Below are 21671 nucleotides of genomic sequence, written 5' to 3' on the forward strand. Positions count from 1 at the left end.
TCTTTATTTGTAAATTACTTTTGTATGGAATTGAGAACCAACATTTATTATTTATTTAAGCTTAGTTAACCAATAGTTTTTTGGTTGAAACTTTGCTGTCTGATTTTAATGAAACCACATATACTCCGGTTTTTAAAATTGAACTCAAGTCAATTTGTAATGCGTTTTCGGCATCAATTTTTTTAGAGTACATCAGATTTCCGGTACTGTTATAAATTTGTATTGAAGTATATTTTTCGCCATGAAAATCAATATTTAAAATTCCGTTATTAGGATTTGGATACACATAAAAACCACCAGCTAAAGAATCTGTTTCTGGTGCAGTTTCAGTTTTAACACCTTTAGCAGCGATACCTCCAGAAGTAGTTTTTACAACTAAATAATCTACATTTAATTCTGTAGTTCCTTCGGTATCACGTAATTCTATCACGTTATTTCCTTGATTAAGCGCACTGTTTAAGGAAACTTCAGCAAAAGCTAAAGAAGAAGATGTGATAACGCCCTTTTTTACACCGTTTACATAAAGTCCCATTTTTCTTGTACCTGCAGAGTAAACCGCAACATTAATAGCTAAGGTATAAGTGCCTCCTGTAGTCATATTAACATTACCCCATTTCAAAAATCCTCCGGCATTTAAGTCAACGTATCTTCCGGTTGCTCCGTCGTTTATAGTACCTTCATTGATTAAAGCATTTTCTGCTTCATAAATATTTTTATTTGTAATCTCAAAATCCATAGTACTTACGGCTCCACAGCTGTTGGTATACGTTGCGGTATAGGTTCCGTATTTTGCATCCTGAATATTAGAAATGGTAACTTCGCGTGAATTTGAGTTAAATCCGTTTGGTCCAGTCCAGCTCCAGCTGCCATTTGTAGGCTGAGGTCCAAAAGTCACAGAAGCTCCAGTAGCTGCAACAGTAATGGGAACATTTCTATAGGCACCGTTATTTACTTTTGAGAAGGGATCAATTGGAATTCTGGTACATCCATTCGTTTCATGAACGTCAGCAGTGGTACTATCAAAATAAGTTCTTGTACGGCTGCTATTTCCGGTATTGATAAAATCACAGTTATTAATATCTAAACCATCAATACCACGTGCCCAGATACCATACGCATTTGCGATTCCGTTGTTTTTAACTTCAGGATAGTTTCCGTTCATACAAGTAGGAATAACTCCGGCATTTGCACTGTAATTATAAACCGTAATGTTGTTAAGGGTTACATCCTCAATTTTAGTCGTTTCGGCACAGTCATAATTGAACACTACCGGCTGGATTGTTGCCTTTTTACAATTGATGTTTTCAATTAAAATATTGCTTAGTTTACCATTAAACGGGCTATTATTTCCTCTGTTTTGTAATTCAAGGTAAATAGGGTTATAACAGCTGTTAATTGTAAAATTTCTAACGATAATGTCATGAACATTTGTGTTATCATTACTTTGTAGTGTAATGGCTGATATACAATCACCTGTAGAAATGGGATCTTGTCCGGAAGCTGCAGGATTTGAATGCTTGTTTATAATCACATTTTCTGCAATGATATCGTATACATCATTTTTTGTATCGGTACCAATTTTAAAGGCGTTGCAGGAAGAAGCCAGAATACAATTTTTGATTCTTACTTTATGCAACGGAGCTTCAGGTTTAACCTTTAAACACAATGCATCGTCACCCACTTCAATGTCGCAGTTGGTAATGGTAACATCGTAGCAGCTTTGTATGTCCAAACCATCAGCAGAACCGTGAAAGTTATCGAAAGGCCTACCGCGAATCAATAAGTTGTCTGCTATTACGAGCGTGCATCTTTCGATATTGATCGCGAAATTTGGAATGTTTCTAACCGTTAAATGATGAATGTTTACATTCGTACAGCCAATTAACTCAATACCACGTCCTGGTTTCTGATACGGTCGCGTACTGCGTTCGTATACCAGACCACCACCATCGATGATTCCTCCTCCGGTTATTTCGATATTCTTAAGGTTTTCTCCATAGAATAAATCGCTTCCGTTTTCGCGCCATACATAAATTGTATTGGCTTTTATAAGTGCACCGGGAGAAATGATAACGGTTAAGTCGTTGGATTTAAGGGTTAAACCGCTATCCATTAAATAGGTTCCGTCAGGAAAAAATAAAATATCACCTGGCTGGCAGGCGTTAATTGCATTTTGGATATTGACAGTTGCATAATTTGCACCTGTATTATCTGCTCCATAATCTGTAACCACGTTTCTGGTGGCACTCCAAAGGACTGATGCATTGCATAAAAACACAATACATGTTAAAAAGAAAATCTTTTTCATCGAGAATCGATGCATACTTAAATTTGTTTTCATAATAAATGGTTTAAATTAAAAAAAGGTTATTCTGATAGTTAATACTGCGCGTGTGCGCACACGGTTTTTGTTAAATTTTTTTATATTTAGGACTTAAATTTTATTTATAATGATTTAATTATTTCTGAACGAGATATGACGATACTATTTAATTTTGCGAATAGCAGCAACTTCTTCACTTGAAACGGCATTGGCTTTATTACCAAAACTATTTCGCACATAGGTTAAAACATCTGCAATTTCTTTATCTGTTAAAAAGCTGTGAGAAGGCATAGCATTACTATACATTTCTCCATCAAGTTTACCGCCTTTAAGTCCGTTAAGAAGCGTCTTAATTAGTTTGCTTTTTTCACTCACTACATTACTGGATTTTTTAAGCGGTGCGTTAAGATTGGTTACGCCTGTTCCATCATCCATGTGGCATACCGCACAATTTCTGCTATAAATTTGCGCTCCATTGCCATTTATTGTGCTGGTTTTATCGTTCTCTTTTAATACAGTTTCAGGTTTAGAAGATTCCAGATTCTGCGTTATTCTGTTTTCATCGTAAGTAATTTTGTAGATAGCGCCTTTTTTATCATCAGAAATATAAAGGGAACCATCTGGCCCTTGTGCGAGACCGCACGGACGACGCGCTGCATGACCCGATACGGTATTTTCTGTGGATCCTGAAAAACCATCAGCAAAGACTTCCCAGTTTCCATACGGTTTCCCGTTTTTGAAAGGCTGAAAAACAACAAAATAACCCATTTGAGGCTCCGGTCTGCGATTCCATGAACCGTGAAAAGCGATGAAAGCACCGTTTTTATATCGTTTAGGAAATTGGTTTCCGGTATAAAACAAAATGTCATTTGGAGCCAAATGCGCCGGATAAGCTGCAATTGGATTCAAATATTTAGAACTGCCTTCCTTTTTGCCGTCACCGCCATATTCAGGCATCTGGATCTTCTTCTTTTTTAAATAATCATAATAGATAAAAGGCCAGCCTGCATTGTCTCCTTTTTTTAACGCGTACATGCATTCGGCAGGAATTTCAGCATTTTGTTTGGTTGTGTATAAATCAGGAAAAAGGTAATCCAACTGATCGCGTCCGTGCTGCATAACAAAAAGCTGATTGGTTTGTATATTCCAGTCCACAGCGACAACATTTCGTAATCCGGTAGCATATCGCACACCATCTTCAATAGTTTGATTTAGGACATTGGGTTTAAACTGCCATACTCCACCGCTGATTTTCAACAACGGACAATCGGGGATTCCCATTGATCCTTTTTTTCGGTCTTCCTGCTGACAGGAGTTTAACGGGCAGCCAATCGGAATATACATGTTTCCTTTGTTGTCCATCATAATCGATTTGGTTTCGTGCGTGCCATTATCGAGTAATCCCGTAACGATGGTTTCGCGCGCCGTCGTATCGATTACTTGTCCATTGTTATCTAATTTATATCTGAAAATTTCTGAGTTGGAAGAGGTATAGAGATATCCTTTGTAAATATGAACTCCGGTTCCTCCATAATTTCCAAAACCAAATTTTACAGTCGCTTTTCCATTTTGCTGTTCTATTAATAATGTTCCCTTTCCGTTAACAGGTTTAGCAAGTCTCGCATATATCTTGTCATTATCTGTCACGGTTATATGTCTTACTTTACCAAGGCTGTCGATTATTTTTACAGCGGTAAAGCCTTGAGGTAACGATAATTCAGTGTTCAATATATAAACACTATCTTTTGATTTAACCATAGCCACCACGCTTGCCAAAATAGCAAGAGCTAGAATAAGTACCGGAATGGTGTCATTTTTTTTCATGTTGATACTCTATTTTAGAATAGTATTGATAGTCTCTAATTCTTCATTTGTAAAAGAAGTATTCTTTAATGCCTGAATGGAATCAGTAATCTGTTCCGGTTTGCTTGCCCCAATTAAAACTGATGTGACTTTTGAATCACGCAAAATCCATGAAAGCGCCATATGTGCCAGTTTTTGTCCTCGTTCCTGAGCGAGTTTATTTAGTTGGGAAATTTTTTCCAGTTTTTCAGCAGTAATATGGTTTTCATTTAAGAACTGTCCGCTTGTTGCTACTCTCGAATCGGTTGGGATCCCGTTTAGGTATTTATCCGAAAGTAATCCTTGTGCCAAAGGTGAAAAGGGAATACAACCAACGCCTTGATTTTCTAAAACATCCAATAATCCATTTTCAGGATCACGAACAAACATCGAATATTTGGGTTGATGGATGAGACAAGGAGTTCCGAGTTGTTTTAAAATTGCAACGGCTTTAAGAGTTTGCTCTGCATTATAATTGGATAACCCGACATATAATGCTTTTCCTTGTCTGACAATCAAATCCAAAGCCGTCATTGTTTCTTCCAAAGGTGTTTCCGGATCAGGTCTATGGTGATAGAAAATATCGACATAATCGAGTTTCATTCTTTTCAGACTTTGATCCAGACTTGAAACCAGATATTTTTTAGAACCCCAATCTCCATAAGGGCCGTCCCACATCGTGTAACCGGCTTTACTGGAAATAAGCATTTGATCTCTATAACTTTTAAAATCCTGCTGCAGGATTTTACCAAAATTCTCTTCGGCAGATCCCGGAGGCGGACCATAATTATTGGCCAGATCAAAATGGTTTATTCCGTTATCAAAAGCCGTTTTAATAAGTTCGCGACTATTTTTAAAATTATTGACATGTCCGAAATTATGCCACAAACCCAGTGAGAAGGCAGGTAATTTAATACCCGAATTTCCACAGCGTCTGTATTCCATATTTTTATATCTTTCTGAAGATGGTTGATAGGTCATTTTAAAGATGTTTATTCGTTTAATTGTGTAATGTGTTTAAATAATTAATAGATCGAGATTTGTGTAGTCCCTACGGGACAATTTTCAGGATATTGAATATTTTTTTTTACCGATATGTAATCTCTACGAGATATATTTTTTAAATACTCCGTTAGGAGTTAAATGTTGTTAGCATAATAATTTTGTTTTACCAATATTTTGTCTCTACGAAATATATTTCTTAAAATACTCCGCTAGGAGTTAGATGTCGGTAGAAAATAAATAACGACCCTAAAATTGTTCCGTAGGGACTACACAATCGCTTTACATATAATTACACAAAACGAAATTATTTAACCACATTATCACAATCCTCAATAACCAATGCTTCTCGCGGATCGTTACATTTCAAATCAAATTTTAAATTTTCGATATTCAAACCGTTGATGTATTTAAAATTAAAACCATAACTTGACATATTCCCGAAGGTATCAGGCGATGGATATCCGGGCTTTTTCTTCTTTAATAATTCCGCCATATCGATGTTTCTATCTTCGGCTTTTCCAGGTTGAGTTAATTCAATTGCAATGTTTTTCAGCACAATATTATTGATTTTGTTTTCATTGTTTAATCCCGTTACAGATGATGCCATAGGGCCTGCGCCGAATGCTTTTATATTAGAGATCAGGATGTTTTTAATACTTCCTACAGTTGGTATTGGTGCTGTAGCTGTATGTTTACGGCTACGGTTTCCTAGTGTTACAAATATGGGCGTTACGCAATCTGTCGCTTCAATATTATCAAACCAAACATTTTCCATTTTTCCACCATCGGTAATAATTAATGTAATCGCCGTACGTGTGGTTTCTGTTCCGTTAACTCTGTGAAAACCTGTAACGGATTGTTCTACTTTACAATTTCTGTATAAGATATTTTTAAATCCTCCTGTTGTTTCTGTTCCTAGTTTTAGGGAATTACAATGACTTGCAGCCGTGCAATTTTCGATTAATACATTTTCGCAGGCCGATGGTCCGTTGCTTTTTAAACAGATGGCGTCGTCATCACTGTCAATACGGGAATTACGCAGATATACATTTTTACAGCCGTCAATATCAATTCCGTCATTGTTTTGATGGGCATGATTGTAAACGTTTATATTTTCTACCATTAGGTTTTCACAATCTAAGTAATGCTGCATCCATTGTGGTGAATTCAAAAGCATAATCCCGTTTACGTATATATTTTTAGAACTTATAATTCTGATTCCATACGGTCTTCGCTTGTCGTTATTTCCCGTTCCTAAATAAACAGGACTTGTTCCCTGAAAATCGATAATTCCTTTTCCGGTTATCGAAATACCGTCTACTTTTTCGGCATAAAACAAGGATTTGTCTACCTGAAGATCTGTGTTGTTTTTATAGGCGGGCTGTATAACCAAGTAATCTTTGGCATCTGTACTTCCTATAATTTTTGCCGCTTTATCCAATTCAAGGTGAACTCCTGATTTTAAAATAAGTGTTCCCGTAAGGTACATTCCGGCAGGAAAGAACAAACGGGCAGGACCTTTTTTAGAACATTCATCAATAGCGGTTTGCAATTGTTTCGTCGTGATTTGTTGCCCGTTATTGATGGCTTTAAAATCGGTTACGACATTATAAACAGGCAAATTGCTATGATCTGCAGCAAGTGATTTCTCCAGTTTTTTAGCCATTATTTCCAAATCCGAAGCTAATTTAAGATTGTCGAACGAGTTGTTTTGCGCTATGATTCCATTTGTAAAAATGAAAGCCATTAAGCAAAGAATAGTGGTTACTATTTTTGATTTCATGATGGTGTGAGTTTATTTTAAAGCTATTTTTTTCTGTATTTTTTCGTTTTTCTTTAATGATATTTTTTCTCCGTTGAGGTCAAATTCACAATCTTTCCAGGCCGTTAAAACCAATAAAGCTGAAGTTTGATCTATCTCGCCGCTTACCGTTACACCTAATTTGGAATAGATATCTTTGATGAAAACTTTTTCTTTCCACGGATTGCATTTGGCGATTTCCAATTTTCCGTACCAGTCCGAAACTATATTGTTAAGAAGTGATTGCGTTATTAATCCGTTCGTAATATTATAATAGGAATCTTTGTAAACACCGCTGGTTTCAAATACCTGAATCCATTCTTTATCTACATAATTGGCTTTTCTAAGATTATCCCAGTCTTTCTGCCATTCGGCAACATTTCCAATTCTTGATCCCGCTAATAAAAATTCACCTAAAGTCCATCCGTAGAAATACGGTTTTTTAGCGCTCATGGTAATATAATAGCGAAGATCGTAAGCGGTTTTTGAAGTGGCTGAAACTGTTTTTTCTATCGGAAGAAAAGCCAACGGATTCAATTGAACGGGATGTTTTTGATTCCCGAAATCAGATTCTCCTCTTCCTTTATTGGTGAAGTAAATGCCTCTTTTTGATTTCAGTGCAGGAAAAGCCAGACCATCATTTAGAATTTTAGCGTAAGCTCCGTCCTCATCAAGATTGTATTCGATGGCTTTTTGCAAACAATATTCGGCACTAAAAAGCGCACATAAATAATCGTCCTGATCTACACCGCCTTTTTCATCCTGTCCTGTTGAAGGTTTAATAGAAAGATGCCAAAGATTATCTTCACCTTTTTTAGCGATGCTTTTGTAGAATTTTGCCGTTTCGCTGATTAGAGGTTTTGCATATTGGTCCGTCCAGCTTTGATCGTTTACAAAAACAGCCGTTTCATAGGTCATTCGAGCCAAATAACCCGAATTATGGATCTCATAATAAAATTTATTTGGAACCGAAGGCGTATGATATCCTTCAAAATCGCCTAACGGAAAAACCCACGGAGCCATTATTCCGTCTACATTCATTAAACGTTTCGTGTAAGCTTTCATTCCGGGAATTCGCTCTGAAAAATATTCGATCCATGATTTTGCCATGTCGATATTTCCCGTTGAAAGCAACATAGTATGAACGAATGAAACATCTTGAGGATAACCAAAATTCCAATGATTTCCGGTGAAACCCATTGGCGGTGGCAATCCCAATTTTTGATCATTAAACGAATATAAAAATTGAGCCATTGATCTTACCCACATTTGCTGTGCGTGAATTTCAGGAACAATTAAAAGTCCCATTGTTTGCCATTTGTTATGCCACCAATCTGTGCTTTGTGTTAAAGATTTTTCTGCAGAAATTACAATAGGTTCTTTTACCGAAAGCAGTATATCATTTTCGCCCTGATTTAAGGTTAAAACCAAATTAGAATCCTGAAGTTTTACAGCGGCATTCGTTTTTAAATAGACAATTATGGTTTTATCCAAACATAATAATTCAATTTTCCATTGGTCGTTTTCGTTTGTGATTTTCGAAATTTGAGTCAGTTTTTGATCGTAATGCACTTCTAAAATATCCAATGGCTTAAAAACAATGTCAGAAGCTTTTCCCTGAACACTAACTTTTAATCCGGCAATGTTTTTATTAACAGCATCAAACCAGGTTTTTACGTCGATTTTATTTTTCTCATATTCAAAATAAGTCGAAATAGTACCATCATAATACGATTGTGTCTGATTGTATTTTGTAATTTTTTCAGGTTCATTTTCCCAGTAAAACTTCGCTAACGGAACCAGATAATCAGCTGCATATTTGCCTCTGACAAAATAATTCATAGTATAATATTCTGTTTTTCCGTATTTCGTAAGTGCCGCATTTTTAGCCGGATTAATATGCAATCCAAGTGGTCCGTATGAACTCCCGAAAACACCATTTCCCTGATAAAGATTTATGACAGCGGTATCTGCATAAGTTTTTCTCACGACATCTGTTGACCTAATGGCTTTTTCAATATCTCGTTTACTGATGACCGAATTTTGTGCAAAAGCGGAGGAGCTCAAAAAGAGAAAGAAAGTGATGAGTATGACTTTTTTAAACATGATTTTAGTGCTAAAAATTTAATTAACAAGACTGGTGATTTTTATAGCGTCTTTTAAAACTGCTTTATCCTTCTTTATAAAATCTTCATTCTTGATTTTTCTTAAAGTTTGAATTATAATATTCTGCGTTTTATTTCCTTTGAATGTTATCCACGGGTTTGCAGCTGGAAAATTCAAGTTTAAAAGAGTCGCTTCCCGAACATCTGTAAAATCCATTACAGCATCACCTTTATTATTCGAATTCGTTTTTAAATTATTTACATATAAATGTTCTACATCTTCAGCTTTAATCAAAGGACGCATATCCTCTTTGTCGGCATAAATTTGTACATCGTTTAAATGAATATTTTTTGCATGTCTGATGAACAATCCTGAGATTGGAATAGGAGAGGTGTCATCTGATTTTGACAATACTCTTCCCCACATTTTCGGGTCGGGATAAGACTTTTCTAATTCGTCAAGAACAATAGAAGCTGTTTCTTTATTTTCTCCGCCCAATGTTTTAATGGTTATGTTACTTAAAGTCACATTTTCGAGATAAGAACCCGGAATTGAAGTAATCGACGAAGCAATACTAGCATTATAAGCTACTACATTCGAAATAATAATATCTTTTAAAGTGCCGGCAACAGATGGAGAAACTTTTTGTTCTCCTGCACCACGATTTCCTAAACGAATAAAAATTGGGCACCAGGCGCCATCTATCACAATGTTAGAAATGGTCACGCCCTGAATATTGGCTCCGTCCACACTTTCGATTGCGATTCCACTTGAAGCAGCTAATCCATATCTTCTTGCTTTTACATCAATGTAAGTTGCTGCCTCTCTTGCCAAATCTTCATCCGGTCGGGCTGTTTTAATTACTGAATTGCTGAAAACAATGTTTTTAAAATCTCCTTGGGTTTCAGTTCCTATTTTAAAAGAATTGCAAACCGAAGTTAAAATGCAATTGGTAACCGTAATATTTTCGCAGGTTTTATGAATGTAACGCGGATCTCTGTTTTTGAAACAAATAGCATCATCTCTTGTATATATATCGCAATTGGCAATTCGAACATTGCTGCAGGCCTGAATGTCGATTCCGTCGGTATTTGGTCCTTGCAGCGGATTTCTAATCGTGATACCGTTTACTAAAACCTCGTCGCAGCCTAATAGGTGAAGTGTCCAGCTTTCGGCTCCTTTTAAATGCACGTTTAGAATGTTCACATTGGTGCATCCTTCTAATTTTATTAAGTTTCTTGGACTTTTTTCCGGATGAATCCATTCCGGCGCACGGTCGTATGGTATTTTGCTTTTATCAGCAGGAATCCAAAAGGTATGGCCTTGCCCATCGATGGTTCCGTTTCCGGTGATTGAAATATTTTTTACCTGTAAAGCACGAACCAAAATCTGCGGGTCATAATCTTCAATTTTAGTGCTTCCCAGCAATACTGCACCCGTTTCTAAATTAAGATTGACATCATTTTTTAAATAAATTGTTCCAATTAAAAACTGCCCAATGGGTACCGTAACAGTCCCTCCGCCTGATGCAGAACAGTCGTCGATTGCTTTTTGAACGGCTTTTGTATTTAATGTTTTTCCGTCTGCAATTGCTCCATAATCAAGGATATTGGTGTTTTTTGCAGAAGTTTGAAATACAATAAAGCTTAAGAATAAGATGAGGTAGACTTTCATTTTTTGATCTTTTTAAGGTATGTTTTTTGATTTAGGGAAGGCGAATTTTGAATATGAAGGTCTTTCACATCAAAAGCAAATAAAACAGCTTTTACACCTTGATCTGTTTGTAATTTCAGGTTGTTGATTTCTAATCCCTGAATGTCCGAAAACATTGCTGCAGGGCGTTTATCGATTGTTTCAAATTGGGTTGTAATGTTTGCCAATTCTAAATTTTTTACATGTCGGACAAAAATTCCGTAGGCTGGCAAAGCTCCTATCTTATAAGGTTCAGGATAACCATCGCCCAATTCCCGGGGTTTTATGGCTGCATCTTCTAAAGTTCCGCCACCTTTGGTGATCAATCGAATGTTATCCAATCGCAAGCCATCAATAGGTTCCTCCGGAAGCCCCATAATTTGTATGCCGCTCATTTTATCAACACCGGTCGCAATAACGTTGGAGATTAAAACATTTTTCATTCGGCTGTTTGTTTTAACGTCAGGAGCACGGTTACGATTTCCGGTTGCGATGTAAATCGCATAATGATACAAATCAGTCATCACTAAATTGCTTATCGTAATATTTTCCAGAATACCGCCATCTACAGATTCTAATGCAAGTCCTCTGCAGCTTCGGATTGTACAATTTGATATGGTAATATTTCGAAATCCTCCACTTGATTCTGTTCCAAGCTTAATACGTCCTGAGGCATTTGGTCTCGGCTTCATAGTGCCGTCAAGCAGCGTACCTTCCTGAAATCCGGAAACCTGACAATTGGTTATGGTAACATTCTCCGTAATTCGGAACTCGCCAAGTGCGAAGGTGCTTTTAAGGCAAATTCCGTCGTCACCTGGTGAGTTAACGCGGCAGTTTGAAATCATTACATTACGGCAGCAGTCGATATCCATGCCATCGCGATTGGTATCCATGGTGACATTATCTATCGTCATCATATCGCATCCTGTGAGCAGCATTGCAAAATGACCGCCGTGTACAATAGTAATGTCTTTGATCGTTACATTTTTACAAAGTTTAAGTGCAATGGCTTTATTACCCAGTCGAAGTGGCTGCATTGCAGGCGGGTTAGGATTTTTCCAATTGTCGTGATCATTCATTTTATTTAAAATAAGATCATCACGAACAATTCCTCCGCCGTTTATTATTCCGTGACCGGTAATAAAAACATTAGTTAGATTTTCTCCCCAAATTAAACTGTTATGAAAGTACGTGTGTGCACCGTCCTGATAAGGGCCAGCTGTGCTTGGTTCCGTTTCATCATAAGCATTCATTTCCTGTGGTGCTCCTAAAATTGTGGCACCGGCATCAAGATGTAAATTGATATTACTTTGCAAATGGATAGAACCGCTTAAATACGTTCCGGCCGGAAGCCAGACTGTTCCGCCTCCGGATTTTGCAGCTGCTTCAATTGCTTTATTGATAGATGGACTGTCCAGATTTTTTCCGTCACCAATTGCACCGTAATTACGAACATTATAGACTGTGATTATTTCCTTTGACTGGGCATTTATCGATAACAATAAACCAGAAAAAATGAAGAGAACAAACGAAGCAAAAAATGATTTTGTAGTTATCTCAAAATGGAATAGGGAAGTTATCTTTCTCATGGTTTTTCGATTTTATAAAGTTTAGTTTGTGCCTGAGTCAGATTAATTTCTAACTTTTTGTTCCCGATAATGGTTTTGTTTTTGTTCCAAAGTTCAGCAACCTCTACAGATTGGTTTTTTACAAATAATGCAGGAAGATTTAGTATCGTGCCTACCGTATGATTTGCTGTATGGTTGATTCCTTCTTCGAGATTTCCGGCCATGATTTTGAAGCTTCCGTCTTTGAGCTGCCACATTGATAATTGAAGAGGTTGATCTTGCTTTATTTCATCAACATATACAAAACCTGATTTTTTCATGACTTCATTCATTAGTCTTGCCGTTAATACATAAGAGACAGGACTTCCCATAATTTGATCGAGTGAACCTTTGTAATTATCAGTTCCGCCTGGTAGATTATTGAAAAACTCGGGAGCATCCCAGTAAATCAAATTTTTGCCATTGGTTGTGTTGTAGCCTAATGCAGGTGAACTACTTACAGAATAAATGGATTCCAGTTCATTACTGAATTTATTTTGGGTAAACGGCTGAAAAATAGGAAATGTATTGGGCAATGATGCATAAATACCATCGGTTTTATAATTTATCGTTCCGATGTATTTTGTTCCGTTAATTGCTGTATTCGTTGAAGAAACACCTAAAATGTCAGCTATTTCTTTATCTAATCCTCCTGAGGGACTTCCAATAACCATTGCAGGTTTTCCGGATTTTAAATAGGTGATTACGTTTTCTTTTTCTGACGCATTTAAATGAGATGGAGCCTGGAAAACAAACAAATCACTTTCAATTTTAGGCAAATATTCCAGACGTGTTGCAGACATAATAGGAGCAGACCATTTCATTAATGTTCCGGCTTGTTCATCTATCCATTCTTTGATAGTTTCGTCTGGTTTATTGGCAGATTGCCATTCCATTGCACTGCGGTTATACACTATTGTTGGGCCAAAAACTTCTTTGGTTTCCGCCGCATCAGCAAAAGCGTCATTTGTAGTTTGTGCAAGGAATTTTACATCTTCTTCTGGTAATAACATTTTTCCTCGGTTACACCATGAAATATAACTTCCTTGCGGCATTTTAAGTCCGCTTGGTGTTTTTAATGCGGCATGTGAGTATGCCCAGATACCCCATCGCAGACGTTCTCTTGCATTGTGAATCATATCCCAGGTTTCCCAGGCATCAAAGGTTTCGGTAAGAAAATAATGATGCACTTTTGTGTCCGCCAGCATAGCCGAATGAGTCAGCATATAACCCAACATATAACTGTAACCCAATAGAGGAGAGCTCCAGAAACGAACTTCCGGAACGTAATTCATTACCGGGCGTTGTCCAACCTCATTCCATGATCCGGCCCAGGATTGGTCAATCCAGCCGTCTAAGAAGCCTTCTTTTGCAATGGTTTCTAAGTCGAAGCAATTCGCGCGCCAGCCACCAATAGCACTTGCTGCATTTGAATATCCAATGACTAATGCTTTTGGATTGGCTAATTTGGTTTGTTTTACCAAATCGGCTGTGGCTTTACTCCATTCTGCTACCAATTGCGGATCTTTTGGTGCTGTTTCTCCATAAGGACCTTTTCTTCTCGAATACAATCCTGTTCCCAGAAAACCGTCTCTTAAAATGATTACATCAAGATTCAGCGCTTTTGACAAACTTCCCCATTGTTTCCCGAAGAATTCTGTCAAAGGTGTGCCTTCAGCGATTCCTCTTGGGAATGCACCGTATTTATGAGATTCAGCGGCAAGTTTGGCAATCATATTTGGTTTGCCGTTTTTATATGAATTTACATGTCTTAATGAGAAAGATGATTTATCTCCGTCATAAGAATTTTGGCCACCGGTAATAAAAGTTCCTACTTTTATATCTTTTAAATGGTATTTATTTTGGGCTGTTTTTTTAATAATAGCTACTAGTTTTTTTAAATCAACATAGGTCCATTTTTCGTAATTGATGGATTGCGGTTGATCTGCTTTTTCGAAACGTTCTTTCCATAAATCCATACGCTCCGTAGTTGTTCCTGCCAGTTGACCTCCATCTTTGATTGAACCCCAGGTTTTCATGTTTTTTGGCAGTTTTATTTCCTGATTAAGATCGCCCTGCCATTCGTATAAATAATCTGTGATCCAGCCCACATTGATGATCACGCCTCTCCAACCATCGATTCCTTTCATCAATGGTTCGTAACGTTCCCAAAACTCATTAGCCGATTTTTGCATGTCTTTGTGTTCAAACCAATACAGATCAATTTCCAGCCAGCGATCTGCAGCAACAGGTATTTTTGCATTTATGTTAATACTGTAGAGTATTGAAAATAATATAATAAGCGATTTTTTCATTTTGTTATGCTGTTATCGTACTCTTTTTTATTGAATTTTAAAACCAATCCGGGATCTGATTTATCATTTTTTGATGCTGCTGAAAGTCCTGTTTTTCGAATTAAATCACCGGAAATAATGATTTTGTTGTCTTTAAAAAGGATTTCTTTGGTAATATTAGAAGGCACATCTCCAGCCAAATCCTGACCTAAAACCTCATAATCTGAAGCTTTTATTTTTGTTGGAAGAACAAACGTCAAAGACTCATAATCGCCAAATATGCCGATTGGGTTATCGATGTTTTTGATTTCCTGTTCGACTTTAACCCGCTCTGTTATATATTCATGGTTAATTCCGCGACCGATTGTAGCGATAGCAACAGCTCCATTTGGATACATGGAAGACAGTACAAAAGGCTGATTAGCATTTGAGTTTATCACTTTTGCCAGAGGTAATCCTCTGCTGACTCTTGCAGGAGCATTTTCTCTTAAAGTATCTCCGGGTTTGTGTTTTTTATTCCAGGTTTCTCTTTCTCCTAAAACCCAGTAATCTTTTAGAACACTTTTGTCAATATTGTAATCTGAGCCTACTCCAAAAGGTTCTGCAATACGATGCCATCTTACGCCTCTAATAATTTCATCCATTCTGTATTTCATATTTCGGCCTGCCGGAGGAAAAGCATAATCTGCAGTGCCGTTTGGAAGCTTGTCAGCGAAAGGATATCGCATTACACCAATCGCGCAGCCAAGGCCCGCAGCGATATAAGGTTCATCTTCACAATTGATAATACCTTTTGCATCACCTTGTGGTTTGTAGTGTAATAAATTGGCTATTCTTTGAATAGTAACGGGTTGTGCAATCACATTTTCGACATCATACGTTCTGTAGGTATCGCTAATTTCAATTGTATATCCATTAAAAGCGTGTTCAATTATTAAATTTGGCGCATAAGTACGACCTAATTTGGTCATGTTTTTTCGCCATTCTATGTTTCGGGATTGTTTGCCCCAATCGACTTTCCAATAGGTAAATCCGGCTTCGTTGGCGGCTTTTAAACGTTGTGTCCAGTATTCTTCTGAATTGACATTTCCTGCAAAAGGGGCCTCCTGCGCACAGATCCATCCGCCTAAGCTTTTCCATCCTTTTGCTTTTACGGCATCAACCAGTTTTGCAAGCCTTTCTGCCGGATTTCCGGTATAAGAAGGAAAACGTTCGTGATTCAATTCCGTAAGACCAAAAGTGGGGCCGTCTTTACTGGTTTCTGAGATAGGAATATCCCACGAATCATCCATTACAAAAATGAGATCTTCGCGGATTTTAGGAAAAAAACTCACCCAGTTCTGATATGCTCCATTCCCAAACATATTATTTTCTGTCATTTCCTGACGCATAATTGCACTGGATTCAAAACTGCAGATAAACCCCTGAATATTCCAGGTACAGAAATAATCTGGTGCTTTTGATGGGGTATTGGGTATAAGCGAAACGACATTTTGTGAAACCCCATTTGTAATGAGCATCAAAAAAAGCGTTATCGAGAAAAGAAGATGTTTCATCTCTTTGTAGTATTATAATTTTAATATTATTACTATTTATATATTATGTGATATGAATTTGTATTTCTAGTCCCATCGGGATGCAATATTGATAGAAACAATAAACCCACCTATTATAAACCCCAGCGGGGGTGATCTTTTAATTTATAACACAAATATTTTGCTCTGATGGAGCTTTAATTAAACGGGCTTTAAATATGCTGCTCCTCTGGAGTTTGCATGTTTAATTAAAAAGAAATTAAATATTGGGATACAGAAGCTTTAAAAGGGCGGAATAAGAAGGAGGATTCTTATTCCGCTTCTTCTAAAAACAAAACTACTTAACCAATTCTAAAAAAAAATGTATTCAAACCAGACAGTCCTTTAGCCTTCGCCAAATTGGAGCTGCCGTAACGTAATTAAATGCATGCGGAATCTGTCGACTTACTTTTAAGCGTCGACAATGTAAATAGGTTAATGACTTCCCCATGAAGTAACATGGGAGAAAGATCATTTATTTAGTATCCGGGATTTTGATCCGATGGGTCTATTTTATTATTGATATCTATTTCTCTTTGAGGAATAGGAAATAATAAATTTTTGGGCTGTGGGTTTTTACCCGCAGCTGTCATGATCGGAATTAATTGTTCTGTACGAATCAGATCAAAGTATCTTTTGCTTTCAAAACAAAACTCCCAACTTCTTTCCTGTAGAACGGCGGCTCTAAATTGTGCCTGGGTTAAACCCTGAAGCTCAGTCATCCCTGTTCCGGCTCTTTTACGAATCGCATTAATAGCTGCGTAAGCTTCTGTGGTTGGTCCGCTTAACTCGTTTAGAGCTTCTGCTTTTATTAATAATATATCCGCATATCTCAGGATAGGGTAGTTGTTATTGTTATTGCTTCTGGCATAAGCCTGAGGATCAAAGTACTTGAAAATACTCAATTCAGCCAGACCTTTAGTAGGATATTCATAATATTTGCTCGTTTTAGGATCCGTAAAACTGGATAAAACGGAGGCATCACGACGCGTATCTGCTGCAGCAAAAGATTTCCAGAATTTATCTTCCACTAAATTGATAGCGAATCCGGATACACCATTATTCTGAATAACATTGGCGGTTCTCGAAAGATAGAACTGAGAATAAGCACTTCCCAGGGCTTCAGGACCAGACTGAAACTGAATTGAAAAGATATGTTCAATTTTATTTTCATTGGCTATTTTCCATATATCAGCAGGTGTTGGAAATAAGCCATAACCGTAAGCAGCTTTGTTGTCTATCACTTCCTGCGCTTTCGCTGCTGCATTTGTCCAGTCTTTTTTAGTCAGATAAACATAAGCAAGCAGGGATGAGGCAGCACCTTTAGTAGCTCTTCCTGTTCCAGTGTTTGGCTGTACGGCAGGAAGCTTTGATTCGGCTTGTTTTAGATCATCTATGATAACAGCATAAACTTCTTCTGCTGAAGATCGCGCGATATCAAGTCCGGCTAATTCAGTAGTCTCTTTTAAACGTAAAGGAACCCCGCCAAAAGCCCTTACCAGATTAAAATAACCTAATGCGCGTAAAAAATGTGCTTCGGCTATAATCACTCCTTTGTTATCCGCAGGCATATCAATACCCGGAACACGATCAATAACGGTATTGGCTCTGTTGATCACAATATAGTTGTTGTTCCAGTTACCACTTAAAACAAGATTAGAGGACTGAACTGTAAAGTTATCAATATCAGCCCTGTCTGTATTTGAACCCGTTCCCGGATTGGTCTGCTCTCCCGCCAGGTCGCCTACAAAGGTCATGTCCTGACTGTATATGGCTCTTAAACCATTATAGACAGAGATTAATGCGGCATTAGCATCAGCCTCAGTTTTATAAAAATTGGCAGGTGATAAAAATGATTCCGGATTTTCGTCCAGAAAATCACCCTGACAGCTGCTAAATCCTGTAATCAAAATTGATAAAGCTGCAACAATAAGAAAATTATTAGATTTCATGTTTTTTTGATTAAAGTTTTACATTAAGTCCCATTAGGAATGTCTTCGCAGCCGGATAACCTCCACGATCCACTCCGATACTTAGATTATCCTGTCCAAATGAATTAACATCAGGATTGTATCCTTTGTAATTGGTGAAAGTAAAATAGTTTTGTAAACTCATATACAATCGAATGGATTGTATGAAAGTATTTTTAAAAACAGTCTGAGGCATACTATATCCAAAGGATATATTTTGAATGCGCAGGTACGAACCATCTTCTACTTGCTTATTGGTCAAGCGAGTTTCTTTGGTTGTTCTGGGAACATCAGTATTGGTGTTTGTTGGCGTCCATCTGTTATTTGAACCGGGAGCATTGATATCGGTTTCTGCATTTACATTCAGATTTAGTACATCATTGCCCTGAACTCCATTGATTAAGACATTTAAATCAAAGTTTTTATAATTAAATGTATTCGTCATTCCGTAGAAGAAATCGGGTTGTGCATATCCTAAAATAGTACGGTCATTCGCATCTAATTTTCCATCACCGTTTACATCTTTATAGCGTCTGTCTCCCAATTGCACACCGGCTTGCCCGGCAGCCAATCCTGCCGAAACTTCAGCGGGGGTCTGGAATAAACCATCCGTTACATAACCATAAAACAAACCAACGGGCTCGCCAACTCTTAATATTCCTGTATTGGCGATCGCTTTACTGTTACTGCCTCCTCCTGAAGGTCTTTCGTAATCTCCCCCTAAATCGAGAACTTCATTTTTGTTAAAAGTGATATTAAATGATGTTTTCCATTTGAATTCACCGTCAAGGTTCACTGTGTTTAAAGCCAGTTCAAGTCCGGTGTTTTTTACACTTCCCACATTTTGAAGTGAAGTCTGGTATCCTGAAGTTCCCGGAATTTGCACGTCAAGCAATAAATCTTTAGTACGTTTGTCGTAATAATCGGCAACAATGTTAATTCGGTTAGAAAACAAACTTAAATCGATACCCGCATCAAATTGCGATGTAGTTTCCCAACGTAAATCAGGGTTGGCAATACGTATGGAGCCTATTCCGTTCGTTATAGTTCCGCCAATAGGATAATTGGTGCTTCCTAACGCTGCTAAACTGCGGTACTGAGGGATTTCCTGATTACCGGTTTGCCCGTAACTTGTTCTTAATTTTAGATTGGAGATGACCTTAGCTGTTACTTTCATAAAATCCTCTTCAGATACTCTCCAGGCAACAGATCCTGAAGGAAAGAAGCTGTATTTATTACTTGCACCAAAGCGGGAGGATCCATCAGCACGGCCCGTAAGTGTTACTAAATACCTGTCATGATATCCGTAATTTATTCTTGCTATATAAGACTCCAATGCCCATTCAGAATTGGCTGATGTAGGGGGAGTGGCAATAGCTCCTCCTCCTAATGAATTGTTTTCTAAAATGTCGTTGACAAACTTTTCAGCTCCTGAAGTTGACGTTTCAGAGGTTAACTTCTGACGTGTAAAACCTGCTAAAGCCGTAAAATGATGTTTTTCAGCAAAGGTTTTAGTATAGGTTAAAGTATTCTCATTTAGCCAGCTGAAACTTTGGTTGTATCCTAATTTTGCTTTTCCATTTGCTCCTGCAACCTGAATAGAAGCCGGCATATAATATTCTTCTTTAACATTAATTTGGTCGGCACCAAAACTTACTTTAAAAAGTAAATCTTTTGTGATTTTATAATCGAGAAAGATGTTTCCTAATACACGGTTATTGCTGGATAAATTTTTAATCTCTAATAAAGACGCTATAGGATTTACATAAAAGCTGCCGTCAGGCCCAATAAAGCGATTGTAAACTCCCGGAGCACTATAAACAGGCTGAGTAGGCGGTGCATAAAGAATAGAACTTACCGCACCAACATTGTTAGCATCCAGATCCGTATCGGTTTTGGCCTGATTGTTTTTTGTTTGTGAAGCGCTAAAGCTCAAGCCAAGTTTAAATTTTGAGCTAAGATTGCGATCCAGGTTCACACGTACAGAACCGCGTGTAAAGTCGGATCCTAATAAAATACCGTCCTGAGTAAAATAATTTCCTGAAATAGCATATTTTGTTTTGTCATCTCCACCCGTAAAACCTAATTGATAGTTTTGGGTTGGGGCTACTCTAAAAGCTTCGTCCTGCCAGTCTGTTCCCTGACCATATACTGCAGGATTGTAAATTTCCGGATTTGGATAAATTATAGGACGCGCTCTTTGTACGTTGTCTACATTAGCATTTTTGGCGAAATCGTAGGCATTTACCAAATCTATTTTTTTACTAAGCTGTTGAAAACCGTAATACGTATCAAAAGTAACGTTTGATTGTCCGGTTTTACCACGTTTAGTTGTAATAATGATTACTCCGTTAGCACCTCTTGATCCATAAATAGCGGTAGCAGAAGCATCTTTCAGGATCTCCATTGATTCAATATCTCCCGGATTTATAGAAGCCAGTACATTTGATGGTTGTCCATTTCCAAGAACTCCGGTAGAACTGCTGTTATCATTGTATATAGGGAATCCGTCTACTACGTACAATGGTTCATTTCCGGCACTGATGGAGTTACCTCCACGAATTCGAACAGAGGCACCACCACCCGGAGCTGATGAAGATTGCGTCATCTGTACACCGGCTGCCTGTCCTTTTAGAGCCTGCTCAGTTGAGGTAAGGACTAAATCTTTTATGGCGCTTTTATTTATAGAAGATATAGATCCTGTGATGTCGTGTTTTTTTTGTGTACCATATCCTACCACAACAACTTCATTAAGTCCTGCCGCACTTTCTTTTAGCACTACTTTGATGGTTGCTTGTCCTTTGAGCGGCACTTCTTGTGTGTCAAAACCAATATAAGACACGATTAGTATTGCATTCGCATTTTGTACCGTAAGAGAAAATTTTCCGTCAAAATCTGTTGTGACGCCGTTTTTACCCCCTTTTTCGACCACATTTGCACTAGGCAAAGGCTGTCCGTTAGAATCAACAATTGTTCCTTTGATTGGTACAGGAGGAAGATCAATAAGATTAACCATAGGCACCATTTCAGTCCTGGACTCTTTTGCCTTAGTTAACAAGATCTTTCGATCATCAATTTCATATGTAGTATCGGAACCCTTAAAGAGTAATTCCAGAATGACATTTACTGGAACTTTTTTAACGTTTACAGTAACCTTTCGATTTAAATCAACGGCCTTAGTATTAAAAAGAAATTTAAATTCTGTAGTGGTTTCGATTTCATCGATAACTTCTTTTACAGTAACGCTTTCTCTGTTTAGGGAAATTTTGGTTTTTTGGGAATACGATATGCTGGCTTGCATAACAAAACTTGCGGTGACAAAAAATAATAGCGATAACTTCATTTTTAAATCAAATTTTAAGCACGCAGGAAATAATCCATTGGACTTTGGTGGTTTTTTCATAATTTTGGAATGTTAATTAGTGATTGATCTTTGCGGTTTGATCACTTTACCTAA

General features: G+C 37.5%; 11 protein-coding genes. All 11 read right to left on the reverse strand.

Going from position 1 to position 21671, the window contains the following annotated elements; genetic code table 11:
• Positions 1-61: 61 nt before the first annotated feature.
• A complete protein-coding gene (locus ACQY44_RS22620; RefSeq protein WP_428232539.1) occupies positions 62-2341 on the reverse strand; it encodes a glycosyl hydrolase family 28 protein in 2280 nt (759 codons plus the stop codon).
• A gap of 144 nt (positions 2342-2485) precedes the next feature.
• Positions 2486-4147, reverse strand: a complete 1662-nt coding sequence (locus tag ACQY44_RS22625; RefSeq protein WP_428232540.1) for a PQQ-dependent sugar dehydrogenase — start codon at positions 4145-4147, stop codon at positions 2486-2488.
• A 9-nt stretch (positions 4148-4156) separates the two neighbouring features.
• Positions 4157-5146 (reverse strand): L-glyceraldehyde 3-phosphate reductase, encoded by a 990-nt coding sequence (mgrA, locus tag ACQY44_RS22630; RefSeq protein WP_428232541.1) that lies wholly within the window; start codon positions 5144-5146, stop codon positions 4157-4159.
• A gap of 328 nt (positions 5147-5474) precedes the next feature.
• Positions 5475-6953, reverse strand: a complete 1479-nt coding sequence (locus ACQY44_RS22635; protein ID WP_428232542.1) for a glycoside hydrolase family 28 protein — start codon at positions 6951-6953, stop codon at positions 5475-5477.
• Between the two features lie 12 nt (positions 6954-6965).
• On the reverse strand, positions 6966-9077 hold the full coding sequence (locus ACQY44_RS22640) for a hypothetical protein (RefSeq protein WP_428232543.1): 2112 nt from the start codon (positions 9075-9077) through the stop codon (positions 6966-6968).
• An 18-nt stretch (positions 9078-9095) separates the two neighbouring features.
• The gene (locus ACQY44_RS22645) at positions 9096-10751 is read right to left on the reverse strand and encodes a glycoside hydrolase family 28 protein (RefSeq protein WP_428232544.1); all 1656 of its coding nucleotides are present in this window, start codon (positions 10749-10751) and stop codon (positions 9096-9098) included.
• Positions 10748-12358, reverse strand: a complete 1611-nt coding sequence (locus ACQY44_RS22650) for a rhamnogalacturonidase (RefSeq protein WP_428232545.1) — start codon at positions 12356-12358, stop codon at positions 10748-10750. The genes ACQY44_RS22645 and ACQY44_RS22650 overlap by 4 nt, the downstream gene beginning before the upstream one ends.
• Positions 12355-14691, reverse strand: a complete 2337-nt coding sequence (locus tag ACQY44_RS22655) for a hypothetical protein (RefSeq protein WP_428232546.1) — start codon at positions 14689-14691, stop codon at positions 12355-12357. Before ACQY44_RS22655 ends, ACQY44_RS22650 begins: the two co-directional genes overlap by 4 nt.
• Complete coding sequence (locus tag ACQY44_RS22660) at positions 14688-16226, reverse strand: hypothetical protein (RefSeq protein WP_428232547.1); 1539 nt, start codon at positions 16224-16226, stop codon at positions 14688-14690. The genes ACQY44_RS22655 and ACQY44_RS22660 overlap by 4 nt, the downstream gene beginning before the upstream one ends.
• A 497-nt stretch (positions 16227-16723) precedes the next feature.
• Positions 16724-18196 (reverse strand): RagB/SusD family nutrient uptake outer membrane protein, encoded by a 1473-nt coding sequence (locus ACQY44_RS22665; protein WP_428232548.1) that lies wholly within the window; start codon positions 18194-18196, stop codon positions 16724-16726.
• A gap of 10 nt (positions 18197-18206) precedes the next feature.
• Positions 18207-21617, reverse strand: a complete 3411-nt coding sequence (locus tag ACQY44_RS22670; RefSeq protein WP_428232549.1) for a SusC/RagA family TonB-linked outer membrane protein — start codon at positions 21615-21617, stop codon at positions 18207-18209.
• Positions 21618-21671 lie beyond the last annotated feature (54 nt).

Origin of the sequence: Flavobacterium sp. (assembly GCF_965277525.1) — a bacterium.
Lineage (GTDB): Bacteria > Bacteroidota > Bacteroidia > Flavobacteriales > Flavobacteriaceae > Flavobacterium.

What these genes read in the sequence shown, in the direction of transcription:
- ACQY44_RS22665 (WP_428232548.1), bottom strand. Translation starts at nt 18,196, where the DNA reads ATGAAATCTAATAATTTTCTTATTGTTGCAGCTTTATCAATTTTGATT.
- ACQY44_RS22640 (WP_428232543.1), bottom strand. Translation starts at nt 9,077, where the DNA reads ATGTTTAAAAAAGTCATACTCATCACTTTCTTTCTCTTTTTGAGCTCC.
- mgrA (WP_428232541.1), bottom strand. Translation starts at nt 5,146, where the DNA reads ATGACCTATCAACCATCTTCAGAAAGATATAAAAATATGGAATACAGA.
- ACQY44_RS22650 (WP_428232545.1), bottom strand. Translation starts at nt 12,358, where the DNA reads ATGAGAAAGATAACTTCCCTATTCCATTTTGAGATAACTACAAAATCA.
- ACQY44_RS22670 (WP_428232549.1), bottom strand. Translation starts at nt 21,617, where the DNA reads ATGAAAAAACCACCAAAGTCCAATGGATTATTTCCTGCGTGCTTAAAA.
- ACQY44_RS22635 (WP_428232542.1), bottom strand. Translation starts at nt 6,953, where the DNA reads ATGAAATCAAAAATAGTAACCACTATTCTTTGCTTAATGGCTTTCATT.
- ACQY44_RS22655 (WP_428232546.1), bottom strand. Translation starts at nt 14,691, where the DNA reads ATGAAAAAATCGCTTATTATATTATTTTCAATACTCTACAGTATTAAC.
- ACQY44_RS22645 (WP_428232544.1), bottom strand. Translation starts at nt 10,751, where the DNA reads ATGAAAGTCTACCTCATCTTATTCTTAAGCTTTATTGTATTTCAAACT.
- ACQY44_RS22660 (WP_428232547.1), bottom strand. Translation starts at nt 16,226, where the DNA reads ATGAAACATCTTCTTTTCTCGATAACGCTTTTTTTGATGCTCATTACA.
- ACQY44_RS22625 (WP_428232540.1), bottom strand. Translation starts at nt 4,147, where the DNA reads ATGAAAAAAAATGACACCATTCCGGTACTTATTCTAGCTCTTGCTATT.
- ACQY44_RS22620 (WP_428232539.1), bottom strand. Translation starts at nt 2,341, where the DNA reads ATGAAAACAAATTTAAGTATGCATCGATTCTCGATGAAAAAGATTTTC.